This window comes from Saccharopolyspora shandongensis (assembly GCF_900106995.1).
GTDB classification, from domain to species: domain Bacteria; phylum Actinomycetota; class Actinomycetes; order Mycobacteriales; family Pseudonocardiaceae; genus Saccharopolyspora; species Saccharopolyspora shandongensis.
The window spans coordinates 45,550-64,106 of sequence record NZ_FNOK01000040.1; the positions used below are offsets into that span (position 1 = coordinate 45,550).

The 18,557-nt window shown below is 71.1% G+C and carries 20 protein-coding genes; 6 read left to right on the forward strand and 14 right to left on the reverse strand.

Annotation, left to right across the window (positions count from 1 at the left end):
* Positions 1 to 297: 297 nt before the first annotated feature.
* Positions 298 to 1,557: a TIGR02679 family protein gene (locus BLW84_RS31730; RefSeq protein ID WP_093272954.1), complete on the forward strand. Its 1,260-nt coding sequence runs from the start codon at positions 298 to 300 to the stop codon at positions 1,555 to 1,557.
* Positions 1,558 to 1,581: 24 nt separating this feature from the next.
* Here the strand turns inward: BLW84_RS31730 and BLW84_RS31735 are convergent, their stop codons facing one another.
* Positions 1,582 to 2,067, reverse strand: coding sequence for a GNAT family N-acetyltransferase (locus BLW84_RS31735; RefSeq protein WP_093273059.1), 486 nt, complete (start codon positions 2,065 to 2,067; stop codon positions 1,582 to 1,584).
* 96 nt (positions 2,068 to 2,163) lie between these two features.
* Between BLW84_RS31735 and BLW84_RS31740 the strand changes: the two genes are divergently transcribed.
* Positions 2,164 to 2,724 (forward strand): VOC family protein, encoded by a 561-nt coding sequence (locus BLW84_RS31740; RefSeq protein WP_093272956.1) that lies wholly within the window; start codon positions 2,164 to 2,166, stop codon positions 2,722 to 2,724.
* Between the two features lie 28 nt (positions 2,725 to 2,752).
* Here BLW84_RS31740 and BLW84_RS31745 read toward each other — a convergent pair whose 3' ends face one another.
* Positions 2,753 to 3,826 (reverse strand): saccharopine dehydrogenase family protein, encoded by a 1,074-nt coding sequence (locus tag BLW84_RS31745; RefSeq protein WP_245761524.1) that lies wholly within the window; start codon positions 3,824 to 3,826, stop codon positions 2,753 to 2,755.
* Between the two features lie 85 nt (positions 3,827 to 3,911).
* Positions 3,912 to 4,658, reverse strand: coding sequence for an IclR family transcriptional regulator (locus BLW84_RS31750; protein WP_093272960.1), 747 nt, complete (start codon positions 4,656 to 4,658; stop codon positions 3,912 to 3,914).
* Positions 4,659 to 4,987: 329 nt separating this feature from the next.
* Here BLW84_RS31750 and BLW84_RS31755 point away from each other — a divergent pair, with 329 nt between their 5' ends.
* Positions 4,988 to 5,374, forward strand: coding sequence for a hypothetical protein (locus BLW84_RS31755; RefSeq protein WP_093272962.1), 387 nt, complete (start codon positions 4,988 to 4,990; stop codon positions 5,372 to 5,374).
* 378 nt (positions 5,375 to 5,752) lie between these two features.
* Here the strand turns inward: BLW84_RS31755 and BLW84_RS31760 are convergent, their stop codons facing one another.
* The 7 genes from BLW84_RS31760 to BLW84_RS31790 form a co-directional block, all read right to left on the reverse strand.
* Positions 5,753 to 6,220, reverse strand: coding sequence for a hypothetical protein (locus BLW84_RS31760; protein ID WP_093272964.1), 468 nt, complete (start codon positions 6,218 to 6,220; stop codon positions 5,753 to 5,755).
* A gap of 559 nt (positions 6,221 to 6,779) precedes the next feature.
* Positions 6,780 to 8,372, reverse strand: a complete 1,593-nt coding sequence (locus BLW84_RS31765; RefSeq protein ID WP_245761525.1) for an alpha/beta hydrolase — start codon at positions 8,370 to 8,372, stop codon at positions 6,780 to 6,782.
* Between the two features lie 224 nt (positions 8,373 to 8,596).
* Positions 8,597 to 9,379 carry a putative hydro-lyase gene (locus BLW84_RS31770; RefSeq protein WP_093272967.1) on the reverse strand — a complete coding sequence of 261 codons (783 nt, stop codon included), beginning with the start codon at positions 9,377 to 9,379 and terminating at the stop codon, positions 8,597 to 8,599.
* An 88-nt stretch (positions 9,380 to 9,467) separates the two neighbouring features.
* A complete protein-coding gene (locus tag BLW84_RS31775) occupies positions 9,468 to 10,334 on the reverse strand; it encodes a 5-oxoprolinase subunit C family protein (RefSeq protein ID WP_093272969.1) in 867 nt (288 codons plus the stop codon).
* Positions 10,331 to 10,942 carry a 5-oxoprolinase subunit PxpB gene (gene pxpB / locus BLW84_RS31780; protein WP_093272971.1) on the reverse strand — a complete coding sequence of 204 codons (612 nt, stop codon included), beginning with the start codon at positions 10,940 to 10,942 and terminating at the stop codon, positions 10,331 to 10,333. Before pxpB ends, BLW84_RS31775 begins: the two co-directional genes overlap by 4 nt.
* Positions 10,942 to 11,703, reverse strand: coding sequence for a LamB/YcsF family protein (locus BLW84_RS31785; protein WP_177226795.1), 762 nt, complete (start codon positions 11,701 to 11,703; stop codon positions 10,942 to 10,944). Before BLW84_RS31785 ends, pxpB begins: the two co-directional genes overlap by 1 nt.
* A gap of 7 nt (positions 11,704 to 11,710) precedes the next feature.
* A complete protein-coding gene (locus tag BLW84_RS31790; RefSeq protein WP_093272975.1) occupies positions 11,711 to 12,931 on the reverse strand; it encodes an NRAMP family divalent metal transporter in 1,221 nt (406 codons plus the stop codon).
* 177 nt (positions 12,932 to 13,108) lie between these two features.
* Here BLW84_RS31790 and BLW84_RS31795 point away from each other — a divergent pair, with 177 nt between their 5' ends.
* Together BLW84_RS31795 and BLW84_RS31800 are read left to right on the forward strand one after the other, a co-directional pair.
* Positions 13,109 to 13,810, forward strand: coding sequence for a GntR family transcriptional regulator (locus tag BLW84_RS31795; protein WP_093272977.1), 702 nt, complete (start codon positions 13,109 to 13,111; stop codon positions 13,808 to 13,810).
* A gap of 41 nt (positions 13,811 to 13,851) precedes the next feature.
* Complete coding sequence (locus BLW84_RS31800; RefSeq protein ID WP_093273062.1) at positions 13,852 to 14,568, forward strand: maleylpyruvate isomerase family mycothiol-dependent enzyme; 717 nt, start codon at positions 13,852 to 13,854, stop codon at positions 14,566 to 14,568.
* Positions 14,569 to 14,735: 167 nt separating this feature from the next.
* On the opposite strand, the gene mshB is transcribed toward BLW84_RS31800, so the two are convergent.
* Complete coding sequence (mshB, locus tag BLW84_RS31805) at positions 14,736 to 15,560, reverse strand: N-acetyl-1-D-myo-inositol-2-amino-2-deoxy-alpha-D-glucopyranoside deacetylase (protein ID WP_093273064.1); 825 nt, start codon at positions 15,558 to 15,560, stop codon at positions 14,736 to 14,738.
* A 176-nt stretch (positions 15,561 to 15,736) separates the two neighbouring features.
* On the opposite strand from mshB, the gene BLW84_RS31810 reads away from it, so the two are divergent.
* The gene (locus BLW84_RS31810; RefSeq protein WP_281247470.1) at positions 15,737 to 16,654 is read left to right on the forward strand and encodes an endonuclease/exonuclease/phosphatase family protein; all 918 of its coding nucleotides are present in this window, start codon (positions 15,737 to 15,739) and stop codon (positions 16,652 to 16,654) included.
* Between the two features lie 121 nt (positions 16,655 to 16,775).
* Here the strand turns inward: BLW84_RS31810 and BLW84_RS31815 are convergent, their stop codons facing one another.
* From BLW84_RS31815 to BLW84_RS31825, 3 genes are read right to left on the reverse strand one after another with little or no spacing between them, the layout of a single operon-like run.
* Complete coding sequence (locus tag BLW84_RS31815) at positions 16,776 to 17,513, reverse strand: SRPBCC family protein (RefSeq protein ID WP_093272981.1); 738 nt, start codon at positions 17,511 to 17,513, stop codon at positions 16,776 to 16,778.
* Positions 17,514 to 17,518: 5 nt separating this feature from the next.
* Positions 17,519 to 17,929 carry a VOC family protein gene (locus BLW84_RS31820; RefSeq protein WP_093272983.1) on the reverse strand — a complete coding sequence of 137 codons (411 nt, stop codon included), beginning with the start codon at positions 17,927 to 17,929 and terminating at the stop codon, positions 17,519 to 17,521.
* A gap of 2 nt (positions 17,930 to 17,931) precedes the next feature.
* A complete protein-coding gene (locus tag BLW84_RS31825) occupies positions 17,932 to 18,525 on the reverse strand; it encodes an ArsR/SmtB family transcription factor (protein WP_177226796.1) in 594 nt (197 codons plus the stop codon).
* Positions 18,526 to 18,557 lie beyond the last annotated feature (32 nt).

The window sequence follows — 18,557 nt, forward strand, 5'->3', positions numbered from 1 at the left end:
GGCGTCGTGAAGCTCTTCCCCGCGGGCGTGGAGGAAGAGCTTCAGGCGCAATTTCGCGAGAAATCGACGGCCACCCGGGTGGCTGTCGATCCCTCGCGAAGGTTGGCGCCACCTGCGCAAACCGAGCGGGTGACCGCGGAGCGCTGCGGGCCTCATCACCCGACACTGGTGCGGTTCCTCGCGAAATTGCGCCCATGCCGGGTGACCGTGGACCTAGCCGGAGCCGTGCCCGGGGGTGGGTTGTCAGCAGGCGTCCGTGACGCCGCATACTGCCGAGCGAAATGGGGGCGAGTTGACGTGAGTGTCGAGGACGACGTCCGCGCGGCGTGGGGCGTTGAGCCGCTGCGCGGGCTGTGGGAGAAGGCCCGGGAAGCGCTGGAGGTGGCGAGCCCGCCGGCGACGTTCCGGCTGGAGCTTCCCGACGCCGAAACCCAGCGAGCCGTCGGCGAGCTGTACGGCCGCCCGATGTGGGGCCAGGGCACCCGGATCAGCCTGTCCAAACTGGACGAAGCGACCCGGCGGAGCCGGTTCGCGTTGGGACTGGCGGAAGCCCTGGAGATCCTGCACGAGCAACCGCTGACGCGACGTGAGGCCGCGGAGCGGGACGAACGGCGCGAGCGGACCGCGGAGACCCTGCGAGCGGCACTCGCGGAGCGAGGGCTCGCGACGGCCGCATGGGCGGAGCCGTGGACGCAGTGGCTCCGGCAGTACGGGCGAGTCGGCGACGACGAGCTACCCGCCGTCGCGCGGAGCGCGGCTAAGGCGCTGGGCGCGTTAGCGCTGGCGGAGCCGCCGGAGGCGTGGACGTCGCGCAGCGAGCTCGCGGCGAGCGTTGGCGGAGCGCATGCTTTCGACAACGGCACGGCGTTGAGCCGGGTCGTGCTCAAGGCGGCCGCGCTGGCGCACGGCGTGGAAACGCCGGGCAACGAGCGCGAGCGCCGGGCTTTGTGGGAGCGCTGCGGGGTCACGCTCGATGCCGTGTCCGCGACCGTGCTGTGCTGGGCCTTGCCGCTGGTCGGCTCGGACGACTGGTCGCAGGGCGTCCGGCAGCGGACCGCACAGGGCCTGCCGACCCATCTGACCCACCTAGACCTGCGCGCCGCTCCGGCCCGCCTCGTAGCACCCGGCACCGCGATCGCGGTGTGCGAGAACCCGCGAGTCCTCGAATCGGCCGTCGAAGACGGCATCGCGCATCCCGTGGTCTGCGTGTCGGGCCGCCCCTCGACCGTCACCCGGGCGCTGTTGCGGCGCCTCGTGGACTGCGGTGCCGTTCTGCACTACCACGGCGACTTCGACTGGCCGGGCGTCAGCATCACCAGTTCGCTCCTGGCGCACCACGGTGCGCGCCCCTGGCGGATGTCCGCGGCCGACTACCGCGAGGCGCTCGACCAGGCCGCGGCGAACCGCACCGACCTGCCCAACCTCGTCGGCGTCCCGCTCGAAACGCCCTGGGATCCGCGGCTGTCCGAGCTAATGAGCACGGCGGCCCGGGCGATCGAAGAGGAAGCGGTGCTGCCCACCCTCCTCGCCGACCTCCGGCGCGGGCTGAGCACCTGACCGCCCGCTGGCCGGAAACGCGCCTCAGAGCAGCTGGTACATGACGTGCAGGCCCACGTAGCCGTGGGCCGGGTGGTGGAACGCCTCCGGCAAGGTCGCCACGATCCGCATGCCGAGCGATCGCCAGAGCGCGACGGCCCGTTCGTTGGTCTCGACGACCGCGTTGAACTGCATCGCGCGGAAGCCGTCCGCTCGCGCCTGGTCCAGGACGTGGCGGCCCAGCGCCCGGCCCGCACCGCGCCCGGCGTGTTCGGGGTCGACCATGAAGCTGGCCGTCGCGACGTGCGCGGCCGGCCCCTCGTGGTTCGGGCCGGACACCGCGGTGCCGACCACTCGGCCGTCGTCGACGGCGACGACCGTCCGGCCCGGTGGCTGCTGGAACCAGCGCTGCCTGGCGCGCCGCTCGTCGATGTCGCGGTCCCAGGAGAACGTCTCCCCCGCCGCCGCGATCTCCCGCATGAACGGCCAGATCGCCGACCAGTCGTCGGGGTGCGATTCGCGAATCCGCATGGCCCGCAAGCTAAGGCCCCGGGCGGGCCGGTCGCCACCCGTTTTCGGTCCCGGATGAAGTTGTGCGAAGCCCGGGAGTGCGCTTACTTTCGCCGCATGGCGTCGGTCGTCGTGGAGTTCTCGGCGCGGGAGCCGGAGCGGCTCGCGCGGTGGTGGGCCGACGTGCTCGGCTGGCGGCTCGACACGGGGTCGGGGTTCGTCGTCCAGCCGACCGGCCCCGGGGTGCCGCTGCGGTTCGTCGCCAGCGGCCGCGCCAAGAGCGGCAAGAACGGCGTGCACCTGGACCTGCGCAGCGAAACGCACGACGACCAGAACCGGATCGTGGAGCGGTTGTTCAACGCCGGCGCCCGGTTCGCCGACATCGACCAGAGCAGCGAGGTGCCGTGGGTGGTGATGGCCGACCTCGAAGGCAACGAGCTGTGCGTGCTCGAACCGCGCAAGGTCTACGCCAACACCGGCCCGGTCGCCGCGGTCGTGGTCGACACCCCGGATCCGCGCTCGGACGCCCGGACCATGGCGGCGGCGACCGGCATGGAACTGGCGGGCGAGCGCACCGAGTTCGCATCCCTGCACCCGGTCTCGGGCGAAGGACCGTTCCTGGAGTTCCTGGAGAACGACGACGGCCCGGAGGGCATGCTCCGCGTCCTCGTCGAGTGAGCCGCGCCGCTGGTCGGGTGCGGACGGCTCAGCGGTGGGCCGGTTCGATGATCTTGACGCCGTGCAGCCGCCGGATGAAGTCCGCGCCGAACGCCGTGGCCGGGGTGTGGGCGCCGGGGGCCGGCGGCTCGGAGCGCAGGGCGCCGACCGCGCGGAGCACCGCGTCCGCCGTGAGGTCGTAGGTGTCCGGGCCGATCAGGGCCGCCGACACGCTCTTGCCATCCGGCGCCGTCGCCTCCGCGTACACCTCGACCCAGCTGCGCGAGCGGGTCGCCCGGCCTGGGCCGCGCACGGCCGCGCCGATCGCCGCCCTGCCCAGCCGCTGCACGATGTGCGACCCCATCACGACCTGCGACAGCCTGGCCGAGCGCGGGCCGGTCCGGGTGAGCCCGGGCAGGTGCGCGAAGGTGGTGATGTTGCCGATCCCGGTGCTGCGGTAGGCCGTGCTGACGTCGCCCCAGGGCAGCGAGGCGACCCGGCGCGGCCCGGACGGGAACGGGATCTCGCGCCGCCGCCACGCCATCGGCACGGCGCGCACCTCGCCGTCGATGCGGGCCCGCCCGCCCAGCGCGGCTCCTTCCAGCGCGCTCTTCAGCGTCCCGCCGCTGATCCCACCGCTGGAGTGGAAGGCGAGATCGAGGTGCGTCGCCGTCTGCAGCTCGGCGGCGACCATCGCGGCCAGGCAGTCGGTGGGCACCACGTCGAAGCCCGAGCCTGGCAGCAGCACCACCCCGGCACGCCGGGCGTCGTCGTGGCGTGCGAAAACCGCCTCGAACACGTCGATCTCACCGGTGATGTCGAGGTAGTGCACGCCGGCGCGCAGGCAGCCCTCGATCATCGGCGCCGACGTCGCCGAGAACGGCCCGGCGCAGTGCGCCACGACGTCGACATCGCGCAGCGCCTCGGCGACCGCGTCCGGGTCTGCGAGGTCGAAGACCCGGTAGGGCAGGCCGCGCGGCGTGGCGAAGGCCGCGACCTTGCCCGGATCGCGCCCGGCCAGCACCGGCCGCTCGCCGCGGTCGAGCGCCAGGTCAGCGACCAGCTGACCGGTGTAGCCGCTCGCTCCGTAGATCATCCAGGTCATCGCAATCCTCCCGGTCACGCCGAACACCCTGGTAACGAACACCCCTGGGAACGGTCACGGGTTGCCCCGAGTTGTTCCGATCACCCGAGATCGCCGCGCGCGATCAGCTCGCCGAGCGGCCGAGGGCGGCGGCGATCGCGCTCGCCGTGTCCCGGACCTGCCCGAGGAGGCGCTCCAGCTCGGGCAGGTCGGCGTCCGCTCGCACCGTCGTCAGCGAGACGGCGGCCGCGAGCTGCCCGGTGGCGTCCGGGATCCCCACGCCGATGCAGTGCACCAGCGGCTCGAACTCCGCCTGGTCGGTGGCGTAGCCGAGCCGCTCGACCTCGGCGAGGTGGTCGCGGAACTCGGTCTCGTCGGTGATGGTGCGCTCGGTGTAGCGGGTGAAGGCGTGCGCGGACAGCAGGCGGTCCCGGCGTTCGGCGGGCAGCGCCGCCAGGATCACCTTGCTGGCGGCGGCGGTGTGCAGCGGCACCGCCCGGCCGATCCGCGACCAGGTGCGGATCGACGCCGCGCCGTCGATCTTGTCGACGTAGACGATCTGACCGTCCACCAGCTGCGCCAGGTGCACCGTCGAGCGCGTGGCGTCCGCGAGCGCGATCAGGTGCGGCCGGGCGACGGCGCGCAGGTCCATCTCCTCCAGCACCTGCTGGCCGAGCTCGACCAGCCGGAACCCGAGGCGGTACCGGCCGTCCGGGCCGCGGGCGATCAGGCCGCCGTCGGCCAGCGGCTGCAGCATGCGCAGCGCGGTCGAGCTGTGCACGCCGAGCTCGCGCGCCAGCTCCGCGATGGTCTTGGGCGCCGCGGCGAGGGTTTCGAGCACGTGGACCGCCTTGGCGACCGTCTTCGACATCGACACCCCTTCGATTGCGCTGCAACATTAACAGAGGAATTGCAAATATTGCAGCGCGAGTCCGCGTCGGCGCCCGCCGACACTCGACCGAAACCCACTCCGGCCGCGGCAAAACGACAAGAATTCACTTTTCATGCGGCCATCCAATCCGATCTCATCCCTCCTGCCCGGACGCGCGGGCACGACAAGAGCACGCCACCACAACTAATTGCGAAACTCGCTCGGGTGAAAGATTGCGCCCGAACCAGCCCCAAATTGACAGCAAACCTGGCGAGTGATCGACTTCTCGTTGCCCCGTCAGCAATTCGGTACACGAAAGAAGGCCCCGAATGCGACACTCGCCCGTCCTGCTCAGCGCCGCGTTGACCGCCGCCGCGTTCGCGATCGTGCCGACCGCCCCGGCGCTCGCGGCAGCGCAGCAAGCTCCGGCTTGCGCGCTGTTCGCCTACCAGCCGACGCGTGACGGCAACACCCTGACCGCCATCGGCGGGCGAGTCGGGTGCCTGAACAGCGCGACGGTCACCGTACGGATCGTCGTCGAGCAGAAGGACGCGGCACCGAAGGTGATCGGCGAGTTGGCGCAGAGCGGCACCGAGATCAACCTGACCACGAAGGCACCGTGCAACTCCGGCGCCACCGTCAGGGTGCACACCGAGACGATCAGCTCGACGGGATCCATCGCGCATTCCCCGGCGAGCACCTTCGAGCGGTGCTGATCCGGCTCTGAGCTGGTGGCCGGGGTGCGGGCACCCCGGCAACCGGGCCGGCGGCGTCAGCCGCGGCCTCCCAAGGCACCGCCTCGTGTGGGCACCCCGACAGCGTGCATCGGGCCCCACCGAGGCGGTGTCTTCATTTTGCCGCCCGGCACCCGAAGCACGGCGAATCAGCCGAACCGGGTCATATCAACGCGTCGCCGTCGAAATTGCGGACCGCCTTCGCCGCACGTCTCGAACACCACCTCCTTTCTCGCCATAATCGATTCCCAGGAATACCCGGACGAATACCGACTCCGATGCCCCGGAGGAATTCACCGCCACCCGACAAACCCGCATTCCCCACCGGATTCCGCCGAACCCGCTCCTGCCGCGACGAACTCAAGCCGCGGCGAGCACCCGGCCCGGCACGTCCGGGTCGCAGCCCAGGCGGGGCAGCTGCGCGCGAACGGCGCCACGGGTCCGGCCGAACTCCTCTCCGAGCTCCCCGATCAACCGGCTCGCGGTTTCGCCGACCGAGCTCAGCCACCGCTCCCGCAACCGCTCGCCGTCGGCTTCGGTCCACGGCCGACCGGCGTTGGGTGGTCGTGGCCGGCTCCGCCCGCGCCCCGTAGCCCACGGCGCGTGCAGCGCGGCCAGGCCGTCCAAGGTCTGGGCCAGGAACGCGTTCGCGTCGACTAACCCGTCGATCGTGATCAGCAGATTGCCCTCGGCCACGACGCGGCCGTCGGCGTCCGCCCCGGTGAACTCCACCGCGACGGTGGCCGGCTGGTCTTCGCTCGCGGGCTCGCCCTTGGCGGTGACTCCGTAGATGTGCTGTCCGACTCGTACTTCGTTGTGGAAATCCATGCCTCGAAGCTAAGGGCCCCGGCGGGCGAACCCCCGGAGTCAAGCATCGAACCGGCGCGTGTCGGGACGAGATCTCGATCGAGTGAGGGGTGACTCACACCCGGGACCGGAACACCGCCGAGGGTCCGGCCGTTGAACAGGCTGGTCGGTGCGCCCGTGTCCCCCGGGCCTCAATGACCGCCTTCGCGGAATACCGTTCGGCTGGAGCCGCGTCGCGCCAATCGCCGCAGAGGCGACCGGCGCATCGGCCACCAAACGAAGAAGACCCCCGCCCTTCTCCTCGGGCGGGGGTCTTTTCGCGTCGTCGGATCTTTTCACCGCGTTCGGAAACGGCCGCCGCGATAGCCCGATTTGCGCGTCTCGAGCCGTCGCATGCGGCGAAGCCGCATAGCCCACCCCAGCAGACCGGCACCGCCGCGGGTTCTCAGGCTGTGCCCACCCCGCCGGGGTTCTCGGCGAGGACAGCCCCGACTGGCATTCATGAGGTCGGGGATCCCACAGCGAGAAGACGTCTGAGGTTCCGCCACCCGCACCGCCACGCAAGGTGAGGTGAATGTCCCTAGGCGAACGGGGGCTTGTCCGGTTGGCAGACTTGGCCTGGTTCCGGGACTTTCAGGTCCGTCAGGAAGTCCGCCGCGATCCGGTCGGTGCACGAGCTGTTCCCCAGGATGCAGTGGCCGAACGAGTCGACGCTCACCAGGCGGGCGTTGCCCAGCTCCTGCTCCATGCGGCGGGAGAACTCGTACTGGGTGGCCGGGTCGTAGAAGTTCCCGAACAGCAGCACCGGGTTCGCCGCCTGGTGCTGCCACGGCCCGCGGTACACGTCCGGTTCGATCTCCGGCCAGTTCGAGCACGCGGCCACGTCGCTGAACGCCTGCGACCGGCCGAAGGTCGGCGACTCCGCCTCCCACTGCGCCGCGATGCCCGGAACCTCCTCGGGCTTCTTGGGAATCGGCTTGTCCGCGCAGTTCACCCCGAAGTACGTGTCGTCCACGTAGCTGCTCGCCGCGGCGTCGGCGGGAGCGTCCCAGCGACCGATCGAGGTCGGCTTGCTCAGCAGGCCGAGCAGCTCCGGGACCAGCCCCGGCTTCGGGTTCAGCTGCCGGTGCAGCGACTGGAGGTCGGTGGCGAGCTGCCGGAACTGGTCCGGGGCGTACAGCGCGCTGCTGACGGAGTCGGTGAACTGGTCGAGCGTGATCTCCGAGCCGTCCGGCATGGCGATCGGCTCCTGCCGCAGGTGATCGCGGATCTCGTCGAACTTCGCCCGCGGATCGCCCTCGCCGAACGCGCACCGCTGCGCCTTCTCGCCGCAGAGCTTCAGGAACGAGTCCAGCGCCAGCTCGAAGCCCTGCGCCCGCTCCCGGTCGTACTGGACGCCGTCGGCGGTCCGCAACTGCGGATCCACGTTGCCGTCCAGGACGATCGCGCGGCTGCGCTCCGGGAACATGTTCACGTAGGTCGCGCCCAGCAGCGTGCCGTAGGAGAAGCCGACGTAGTTGAGCTGCTCGTCGCCCACGCCCTGGCGCATCAGGTCGAGGTCCCGCGCCACGTCCTTGGTGGACATGTGGTGCAGCAGCTCGCCCGCGTTGTCGTCGCAGGCCTCGCCGTAGTCCCGGAACGCGGCCATCGTGGTGCGGATCTGCTTGTCCGTGACCGGCACCGACGAGAGCCGGCCCAGCACCTTCTCGGCCTGCTCCGCGGACTTGAAGCAGCGCAGCCGGGTGCTGCGATCCACCCCGCGCGGGTCGAAACCGATGATGTCGAAGCGGTTCAGCACCTGCGGTTCGAACTTCTTCACCGCGGTCACCGGCCGGTTGAACCCGGCGCCGCCGGGCCCGCCCGGGTTCAGGAACAGCGAGCCGATCTTCGCGTCCGGGTCGGCCGCCGCGCGGCGCATCATCGCCAGCTCGACGGTGCCCTTGCGCGGGTCGTCGTGGTCGATCGGCACCGGATAGCTCGCGCAGCGGTAGAGGTACCGCTCGGTGATCGGCACCCCGTCCAGAGCGGCGCTGTCGCACTCGCCCCAGGCGACCGGTGCGACGCCGGAAGGCTCCGCCACCGCAGGCGAACCCGCCACCACCGCCGTGCCCGTGACCAACGCACTCGCCGCGATGGCCAACGCTCGGCCTAATCGGCCGGAAAGCGCCCCCACCCGAACCTCCTTGTGTCGTCTGAGAACTCCGGCTTGGAGTCAACAGTCCGAAGAGGAGGGCGGACACCGCAGAATGCACGAACCTCCAGCGCAGGAGGTGTGCTTTTCGGACTAAGGGCCGCGCGGGGACGTCACGGGGGGCGTTTTCGCGCGAAACCGGCGCGGACACGCACGCGAATCGGCGCTTTCGCGCGAAAGCGCCTTTCACCCGATCCGCGAGCCGGTCAGGGGACCAGGAAGCGGCTGTCCCTGGCGTCGGTGATCGCCATGTAGCCGGGCGCGTGGCCGATGGCGAACGGCGGCCTGGACCGCATCACGGCCGCCTGCGGCGTCACCCCGCAGGCCCAGAACACCGGGATCTCGCCGGGCCGGATCTCCACCGCGTCGCCGAAGTCGGGCCGGTCGATGTCCTTGATCCCCAACGCTTCCGGCGCGCCGATGTGCACCGGGGCGCCGTGCACCGCCGGGTAGCGGGAGGTCACGCGGACCGCGGTGGACACCAGTTCCGCGGGCACCGGCCGCATCGACACCACCAGCGGCCCGGCCAACCGGCCCGCCGGGCGGCATTCCCGGTTCGTCCGGTACATCGGGACGTTGCTGCCCGCCTCGATGTGGCGCACCGGGACCTCGGCCTCCAGCAACGCCGCCTCGAAGGTGAAGCTGCAGCCGATCAGGAACGACACCAGGTCGTCCCGCCACAGGTCGGTGACCTCGGCACGCTCCTCCGCCAGCTCGCCGTCCCGGTAGACGGTGTACGCGGGCAGGTCGGTGCGCAGGTCGCCGGCGAAGATCGACATGCTGGTCTCGCCCGGCTCGGTCACGTCGAGCACCGGGCACGAGCGCGGATTCCGCTGCGCGAACAGCAGGAAGTCGTAGGCGTACTCGCGGGGCAGCGAGATGAGGTTCGCTTGCGTCCAGCCCGCGCTGTAACCCGAGGTGGGCACGCACAGGCCGGCGCGGAACTCCGCGCGGGCCTGGTCCGGCGACATCGCCTTCGGCTGCGTCATCGAATTCTCCCTACTAGAGCCGTTGAAACTCCGGCCGTTCTTCATCCGCGAAGCGCCCTCGCCACCCGCACCGCCGCGAAAGGTGTTTTCAGAACCCCTTTTTTAAGCAGAAGCGAATCCGCTGCCCGGGACGCGCCTGGGCGGCTGCGTCGAGGTCGGCGGCGGCGACCACGGCGATCACCGGGTAGCCGCCGGTCACCGGGTGGTCGGCGAGGAACAGCGTGGGCCGCGCCGACGGCGGCACCTGCAGCGCGCCGGCGACCATGCCCTCGCTGGGCAGCTCCTCGGTGCGGCTCCGGTCCAGCGCCGGGCCGTCCAGCCGCATGCCGATCCGGTTGCTGTCGGCGGTGACCTCGTACGGCTCGCTGACCAGGGTGGTCAGGGCGTCGTCGACGAACCAGTCGTGGCGCGGTCCCGGCGCCACGCGCAGCACGATCTCATCGGCCGGACACACCGCCACCGGTGCGACGTCCACCTGCGGGAACCGGTCGGGCGGCGGGCCGACCGGCAGCACCGCGCCGCTGGTCAGCGGCTCCGGCCCGAGCCCGGCGAGTACGTCGGTGGCGCGGGAGCCGAGCACCGGCGGGACGGCGACGCCGCCGCGCACCGCGAGGTAGCTGCGGAGCCCGCAACCGGGCACGCCCATCCGCAGCTCGGCACCGGCCGGGATCCGCAGCACCGAGTTCGCCGCCGCGACGCGACCGTCCACAGTGATCGGACAAGTCGCACCGGTCACCGCCGCCGTGAGGTCGCGGGTCGCGCGGACCGCGAGCCCGCCGAACGTGACCTCGATGGCCGCGGCGCCTTCGTCGTTGCCGACCAGCCGGTTGGCCAGCCGGAAGGAGCCGGCGTCGGCCGCGCCCGAGCGGCCGACGCCGATGCCGGCCAGGCCCGGACGACCGAGGTCCTGGATCGTCGCGAGCGGGCCCGCGGCCAGGATTTCCAGGCAGCTCATGCGACCTCCAGGAAGCGCACCCGCACGCCGGGCCGCAGCAGCGCGGGCGGGTCGCGGTCGACCCGCCAGATCTCCAGGTCGGTGCGCCCGATCAGCTGCCAGCCGCCGGGCGACTCGCGCGGGTAGATGCCGCTGAACGCGCCCGCGAGGCCGACCGAGCCTGGCGGCACCTTGGTCCGCGACTCGGTGCGGCGCGGCACCGCCAGCTCCGCCGGGCCGCCGGAGAGGTAGCCGAAACCGGGCGCGAATCCGCCGAAGGCGACCGTCCACTCCGCGCTCGTGTGCCGGTGTACCACCTCGCGCTCGGTCAGGCCCGTCAGCGACGCGACTTCCGCGAGGTCGGCGCCGTCGTAGACCACCGGCACCTCCACCAGGTCACCGCTGGCGCGCGAGCCGTCGCGGGGCTCGGCCGCGCGCACCGCCGCCTCGACCGCACCGATGTCGGCCCGCTGCGGGTCCAGGTGCAGCAGCAGCGTCCGGGCCGCCGGGACCAGGTCCGTGACGCCCGCCGGCGGGTTCTCGGCGAGGACGGCGAAGAGCGCGTGCACGGCTTCAAGATCCGCCAGCTCGATGAGCAGCCCCGAATCGGCGCACCGCAGGAACCGCATCACGCGCCTCGCGTGACGAACGGCGCCAACGTCACTCCCCCGGCCACCAGCCGGTCCCGCACCGCCTCGGCGATGGCCACCGCGCCCGGGCTGTCGCCGTGCACGCAGATCGAATCGGCGTCGATCTTGATGTCGGAGCCGTCGATGGCCTTGATCGGCTCGCCGGCGGCCAGCCGCACGCAGCGGTCCGCGATGACGTCCGGATCGTGCAGCACGGCGCCGGGTTCGCGGCGCGACACCAGGGTGCCCTCGGGCGTGTAGGCGCGGTCGGCGAAGGCCTCGCGGAACACCTGCAACCCGGCCCGCTCGGCCCGGGCCAGCCACTCGGAGCCGGGCAGCCCGAGCACCGCCAGCGACGGGTCGTAGGCGCGCACCGCGTCGACCACGGCGGCCGCCTGGTCGACGTGGTGCACGATCGCGTTGTAGAGCGCGCCGTGCGGCTTGACGTAGCCGACCTCGGTGCCCGCGACGCGGGCGAACCCGGCCAGCGCACCGATCTGGTAGATCACGTCGTTGGCCAGCTCCACCGGCGGCACGTCGATGAACCGGCGGCCGAACCCGGCCAGGTCCCGGTAGGCGACCTGGGCGCCGACCACGACGCCCAGCTTCGCCGCCTGCTCGACGGCCTGGCGGATCACCGTGGCGTCCCCGGCGTGGTAGCCGCAGGCGACGTTCGCGCTGGTGACGATCCGCAGCAGCGCCTCGTCGTCGCTGAGCTCCCAGCGGCCGAAGCCCTCCGCGAGGTCCGAGTTGAGGTCCATGCCCACCTCACTTCCACAGCGCGGCGATGCCGCCGATCGAGTTGAATCCCAGGTACAAGGTCAGCAACCAGGCGACCACACCCACGACCAGCAGCCAACGCGGGTACCGGTATCCGCCGAGCAGGTCCCGCCGCTTGGCCGCCACGAACATCAGCACGCCGAAGCCGACCGGCAGGATCAGGCCGTTGAGCGCGCCGGCCAGCACCAGCAGCGTCGTCGGCGCCTGGTCCAGCAGCAGGAACACCACCGCCGACACCGCCACGAAGGCGACGACCAGCCAGTTTCGGGCGCGGGCCAGCTTCTCCGAGAAGGTCACCAGGAACGACACCGAGGTGTAGGCGGCGCCGACGACCGAGGTGATGCTGGCGGCCCAGAGGATCATCCCGAACAGCCGCAGGCCGACCTCGCCGGCCGCGTGCTGGAAGGCCTCCGCGGTGGGGTTCGACGAGGCCAGCGTGACGCCGCCGGCCACGACGCCGAGCACGGCGAGGAACAGCACCAGCCGCATCACGCCGGTCACCAGCAGCGAGACGACGGAGCTGCGGCTGACGTCGACGATCCGCTCCGGACCGGTCACCCCGGCGTCGACCAGGCGGTGCGCGCCCGCGTAGGTGATGTAGCCGCCGACGGTGCCACCGATGAGGGTGGTGATGGACAGGAAGTTGACCTCCGACGGCCACACCGCCTGGGCCAGCGCCTGGCCGACGGGCGGGCTGGAGGAGAACGCGACGAACGCGGTCAGCAGGATCATGACCACGCCGAGGACCACGACGATGCGGTCCATCGCCACCCCGGCCTTCTTGCTCAGGAAGATGCCGATGGCGATCACGGCCGAGACGGTGCCGCCGATCTTCGCGTCCAGCCCGAACAGCGCGTCGAGGCCGAGCGAGGTGCCGGCGATGTTGCCGACGTTGAACACCAGCCCGCCGAAGACCACCAGCGCGGCCATCACGTAGCCGAGGCCGGGCACCACGCGGTTGCCCAGGTCCTGCGCCCGCATGCCGGAGACGCCGATGACCCGCCACACGTTCAGCTGCACCGCGATGTCGACCAGGATCGACACCAGGATGGCGAAGGCGAAGGCCGCACCGAGCTGGATGGTGAACTGCGTCGTCTGGGTGATGAAGCCGGGGCCGATGGCGCTGGTGGCCATCAGGAAGACAGCGCCCAGCAGCGTGCTGCGCCTTGCCGCCGACGACTTGCCGTCGGCCGTGGTCGTCTGAGCCATGGCACCTCCGATCAACTCAGAACACCGGCCGATAGCCGGTGGCAGGGGTCTTGTGTTCGGGCCGCTGAGCGGCAGTTCCGGTCAAGATAGTGAATTGTTGAACAATTCTGCAATACCTGATTTGGAGCTGTCTCGTTACACTCAGATCAACTGCTGGGCGCGTCGTTGGGAGCTCGATTGATCACCGCGGACCCGTGGGCGGAACTGCTCATGGCCGACCGATCGCTGCTGGACCGCACCAGCACGGCCGAACGGGTCGCCGACGTGCTGCGGCAGCGCATCATCGATGGCGCGCTCGCCCCGGGCACCCGTCTTTCCGAGGAAACCGCAGGCAAGGCGCTCGCGGTGTCCCGCAACACGCTGCGCGAGGCGTTCCGGCTGCTGGTGCACGAGCGACTGCTGGTGCACGAGTTCCACCGCGGCGTGTTCGTCCGGGTGCTCAGCGCCGACGACGTGATCGACCTGTACCGGATCCGCAGGCTGCTGGAGACCAGCGCGGTGCGCCGGGCCGGCACCGCGGCGACCGAGCTGGTGGCGACCGTGGACCGGGCGGTCACCGATGGCGAGCGGGCGGCCGAGGACGAGCGGTGGAGCGACGTCGGCACCGCGAACATGCGCTTCCACGAAGCGCTCGCGGCGCTGGCCGCCAGCCCGCGGGTGAACGAGACGATGCGGCAGCTGCTGGCCGAGCTGCGCCTGGCGTTCCACGTGATGTCCCGCCCGCAGGAGTTCCACCAGCCCTACCTGACGCTCAACCGGGCGATCGCGGACCTGATCACCGGCGGCTCGATGGAAGCGGCGGCCGACCGGCTCGACGAGTACTTCGACGAGGCCGAGACGCAGCTCGTCGAGGCGTACAAGAGCTACAACTCGCACTGACGGCGCCCCGCGACGGGACGGGTCTAGGATCCTGGCGCGTGATGCCTCCGTTGCACGCTGTCACGCTGAGCCATCGTCGACTCCGCGAAGCGCTCGCCGTGCTGACCGATGATCAAGTCGCCGCGCCGTCGCTGCTCCCCGGGTGGAGCCGGGGCCACGTGCTGGCCCACCTGACCGACAACGCCCGAGCGTTCGCGCGGGTCTCCGAGCTCGCGTTGCGCGGCGAGCTGGTCGACGCCTACGAAGGCGGGCAGGCCGAACGCGACGCGATCATCGAAGGACTCGCCGCGAGCAGCGCCGACGAACACCGGTCCGCCATCGCCCGGCACTCCGCCGCGCTCGAAGCGGTGTGGTCGCAGGCCGCCGCCGACGACTGGGCGCGCCCGGTGCGGTTCCGCAACGGCGACCTGGGCGGGCTCGTGCACATGCGCTGGCGGGAGGTGTGGATCCACCTGGTGGACCTCGACCTGGGCGTCGGCCCGCAGGAGTGGACCGACGAATTCTCCTGCCACGCGGTCGATTTCCTGCTTCCCCGGTTGCCGGACGGCGTCGCCCTGCGGCAGACCGACGGCCCGCGCCGGTGGACGACCAGCGACGCCGACGGACATCCCGGGATCAGCGGCCGGGCCCGCGACCTCGCGGCCTGGCTCGCGGGCCGGACGCCGGAGCGCTCCCCGCTCGGCCCGCTGCCGGACCTCGGCCCCTGGCCCGCGCACCCGGCCCCGATCCCGGATCAGGAGCGCCGCACGATCCGGTGACCTCGCCGCACGGCGGCCAGGAGAACTTCCCGATTTTGCCTGAAATTGGGAAGTTCCCCGTGCCGGTCCTGGCCGGGACGGGGAACTTCCGATTTCGCCCAGATCTGGGAGGTTTCCAGGCCCGCCGCGCCGCGACTCCCGATTTCCCCTGGAATCGGGGGTTCTCGTCAGGCGAGGCCCGCGAAGAGGTCGGATTCCCAGTCGTAGGTGCCGGATCCGGGTCCTCGCTCGCCGCGGACCAGCAGGTAGTGCTCCATCGCGAACTCCGGACGGGCCACCAGCTGGGCGAAGAACCCGCCGTCGTCGAGGTTGACCTGGCTGCGGTAGTGCCGCAGGGCGGCGTTCTTGATCGCGTGGAAGTCGCGGCCGTCGACCATCGCCGTGAGCTCCTCGTCGGGCACCGTGTACGGCTCGAAGCCCTCGACGCCGGCCTCCTCGACCTGCTTGAGGATCGAACGCGGCAGCGTCGTCCAGTACACCTTCGACACCTGCCACGGCTCGCCGAGCTCCGGCGCGTAGTCCGGGTCGGCCGCCGGGTCGATGGAGGTCATCACCGCGCGGTGCGCGCCGATGTGGTCGGGGTGGCCGTAGCCGCCGAACTCGTCGTAGGTGATCACCACCTGGGGCCGCTCCGCGCGCAGGATCTCGACCATCGCGCGGGTGACCTCCGCGGGATCGGCCTTGGCGAAGGAGCCGTCCGCGTCGTTGCCCGCCTCGCCCGCCATGCCGCTGTCCCGCCAGCGGCCCGGGCCGCCGAGCCAGTGGTGCCGGACGTCGCCGTACTCGGCCAGCGCCGCGCGGATCTCGCCGCGCCGGTGCTCGCCCAGCGCATCGGGTTCTCCGCGCAGGTGCGCGAGGTCGTCGACGATCACCTCGCCGAGCTCCCCGCTGGTGCAGGTCACCAGCGAAACCGATGCGCCCTCCGCGACGTACCGGGCCATCGTGGCGCCGGTGGCGGTGGATTCGTCATCGGGGTGCGCGTGAACCAGCAGCAGGCGGCGATCGTTCATGAGCACGAGCCTAGCCACGGTCACCGACAGCGGGTGGCGATCGCCGACCGGGTCACACCCGCAACCCGCCGCGGAATTCCGGCAATGTTCGCCTTCCGGTCAACCATTTCCGGGCCTCCGGCGGTGAGGATCTCGGTCAGACGATCAAGGAGGCAGTAGTGTCAGGTGTTACCCGACGGGGAGTTCTCGGCATGGCGGGAGTCGCGGCGGTCGCCGGCGTGCTCGGCACCGGCGGCCAGGCGGTCGCACAGCCGGGCGGCAAGGCGCTGATCGGGCCCGCGCGCGGCCATCAGCTGCACGTGATGACCTACAACATCCGCTTCGACACCAAGGCCGCGCCGCCGAACCCCGACGCCTGGACCACCCGCCGCCCGATCCTCGCCGAGCTGCTCAACACCGAGCAACCGACCCTGCTCGGCGTGCAGGAAGCGCTGTACAGCCAGGTGAAGGAGGTCCGGGCGGACCTCCCGCAGCACTACGACTGGATCGGGCTGGGCCGCGAGGGCGGCGGCCGCGGCGAGTACATGTCGATCTACTTCGACACCCGCCGGGTCGAGCCGCTGGACTACGACCACTTCTGGCTCTCCGACACGCCGAACGTGATCGGCTCGAAGAGCTGGGGCAACAACGTGGTCCGGATGGTCACCTGGGTGCGCTTCCTGGACCGCCGGACCGGCCGCGAGTTCGTCCACGTCAACACGCATTTCGACCACCAGTCGGAGGAATCCCGCCGCCGCAGCGCGCAGCTGGTGCGCGACCGGATCGCCGGTTTCGACGCCGCGCTGCCGGTCGTGCTCACCGGCGACTTCAACACGCCCGCCGAGACGTCGGAGTCCTTCCGGATCCTGACCGGCGGCGGGCTGGCCGACAGCTGGGCGACGGCCGCCGAGCGGCTCACCCCGGCGTGGGGCACCTTCGGCGCCTACAAGGAACCGGTCGAGGGCAAGGAGCGGATCGACTGGCTGCTGCACAACGGGCACTTCCGGGTGCTGCAGGCCGCGATCAACACCTACCGCCGCGACGGCTACTTCCCGTCCGACCACCTGCCGGTCCACGCGCTGCTCGAATTCGCCTGATCCGTTCCACGCGAGAGGGGCACGGGCCCGTGAGTGGTTTGGGCGCCATAGCAACCCAAACCACTCGCGGCGCCCCGGAAGGCCCACGGCCTGGCAGAGCGTGGTCGGCCGAAGGCGGCCTTCAGTGCCCGGTGATGCGGTCGAGCCAGGACTGCCAGGCGGCACTGCGGGACTCGCGGTCCACCTCGACGCCGTAGAAGTACTGGGTCGTGCTCACCATGTGGTGCAGATCGTCGGCCATGAAGCGGTAGAGGCCGTGCTCGGTGCGGATGCCGAGCAGCGACTCGCCGCGCAGGTCCACCACGCCCTCGATGGGTTCGAGCCCTTCCGGGGTGAGGCGCACCCGCTCGCCGAGAACCGGATCCGCGCCGAGCCGCGCGATCAGGTCCGCCCACACCGCTTCGCCGGGTCGCTCGGTGAAGCCGGTGGCGACCACGTTGGCCACCGGCAGCCCCGGGAAGTGCCGGAAGTACTCGGCGAGGTTGTTGAGGAACACGTCCCAGCCCTTGCCGAAGCCGTCGTACTCGGCCTCCCAGTCATCGCCGCCGAAGAATCCACTTTGGACGAGCCGGAGCACGGTCGTGCCGCCCTCCTTGCCCTCGACCAGGAACTCGAGCGTCATCGGGGGTTCGCCGTCCGGGCCGGGCGCGCCGTAGACGACCCGCCTGCCCGGCTCTCGCTCCAGCACCTGGCCGGCCTGGGAGTTGCCGCCGCCGAAGTCCGCCTCGATCTCCTCGCCCGCGTGCTCGTGCGGCACGAACCAGACCGACATGCCCTCCGGGGTGGCGATCGTCTGCCAGACCTGTTCCGGGGTGGCGGCGAGCTCGATCTCCTTCGCCAGCCGCCGGCGCTCGTCCACCGCGATCAGCCCTGCTGGACGAGGATGATGAGGTTGCCGCAGGTGTCGTCGAACACCGCCTGCGCGCCGAAATCGGTCTTCGTCAGCTCTTGGGTGAACCTGACCCCGAGTTCCTTCATCCGCGCGTAGTCCTTCTCCAGGTCCGTGCTGCCGAGCATGGTGAACGGGATGCCCGCGTCGTAGAGCGTCTTCTTGTACACCTGCCCGGCCGGCTTGCCGTCGATCTGGATCCCGGGGTTGCCGTCCGGTTCGAGCAGCAGCTCGACGCCGTCCGGCGCGTCGGGCGAGACGACGGTCAGCCATTTGGCGTCGCCGGCCGGGATGTCGGTCTTCTTCACGAAGCCCAGCACGTCGGTGTAGAACGCCAAGGCCTTGTCCTGGTCGTCGACCAGGATGCTGGTCACCGGAACGAACATGATCAACCCTTTCCTTCTCGTCGAACCGTCGGATGCACAGCGACCACGATCCGGTGCGCACGCCCGTCCGCAGCGGATTCGTCGTGGTATTTCGAGATCAGCGACGTCACGGCCCCGGACAGCTCCTCGGCGAACGCGGCGCGATCGGCCGCGGAGGCGAACCGGACCTCACCGTCGATGGCGAACGTCGCGAGCCGCTTGCGGACCTTGGCCGCGCCCGCGATCAGCTCGCCCACGTCGCGCACCAGCCGCGCGGCCACCGCGAGCAGCCAGCGCGCGGACTGCCGGTCGCGGGATCGTTCGGGATCGGGCTCGACCGCCGCCAGGACGCTCGGCGAGATCACGTACGAGACTGCGGTCGCCCGCAGCACGCGCTCGGTGAAGTTGCCCTTGCGCCGCTCCTCGACCAGCTCGACCAGCCCATGCCGCTCCAGCTCGCGCAGGTGGTAGTTGACCTTCTGCCTGGTCAGCCCGACCTGCTGCGCCAGCGTAGTCGCCGAGCCGGGTTCGGACAGTTCGGCGAGCAGCCTGGCGCGCACCGGGTCCAGCGAGGCCTCGGCCGCCGCCGGATCGTCGATCATCGCCACATCGTGCATGTCAACACCGTGGCATTGACAAATTTTTTTGT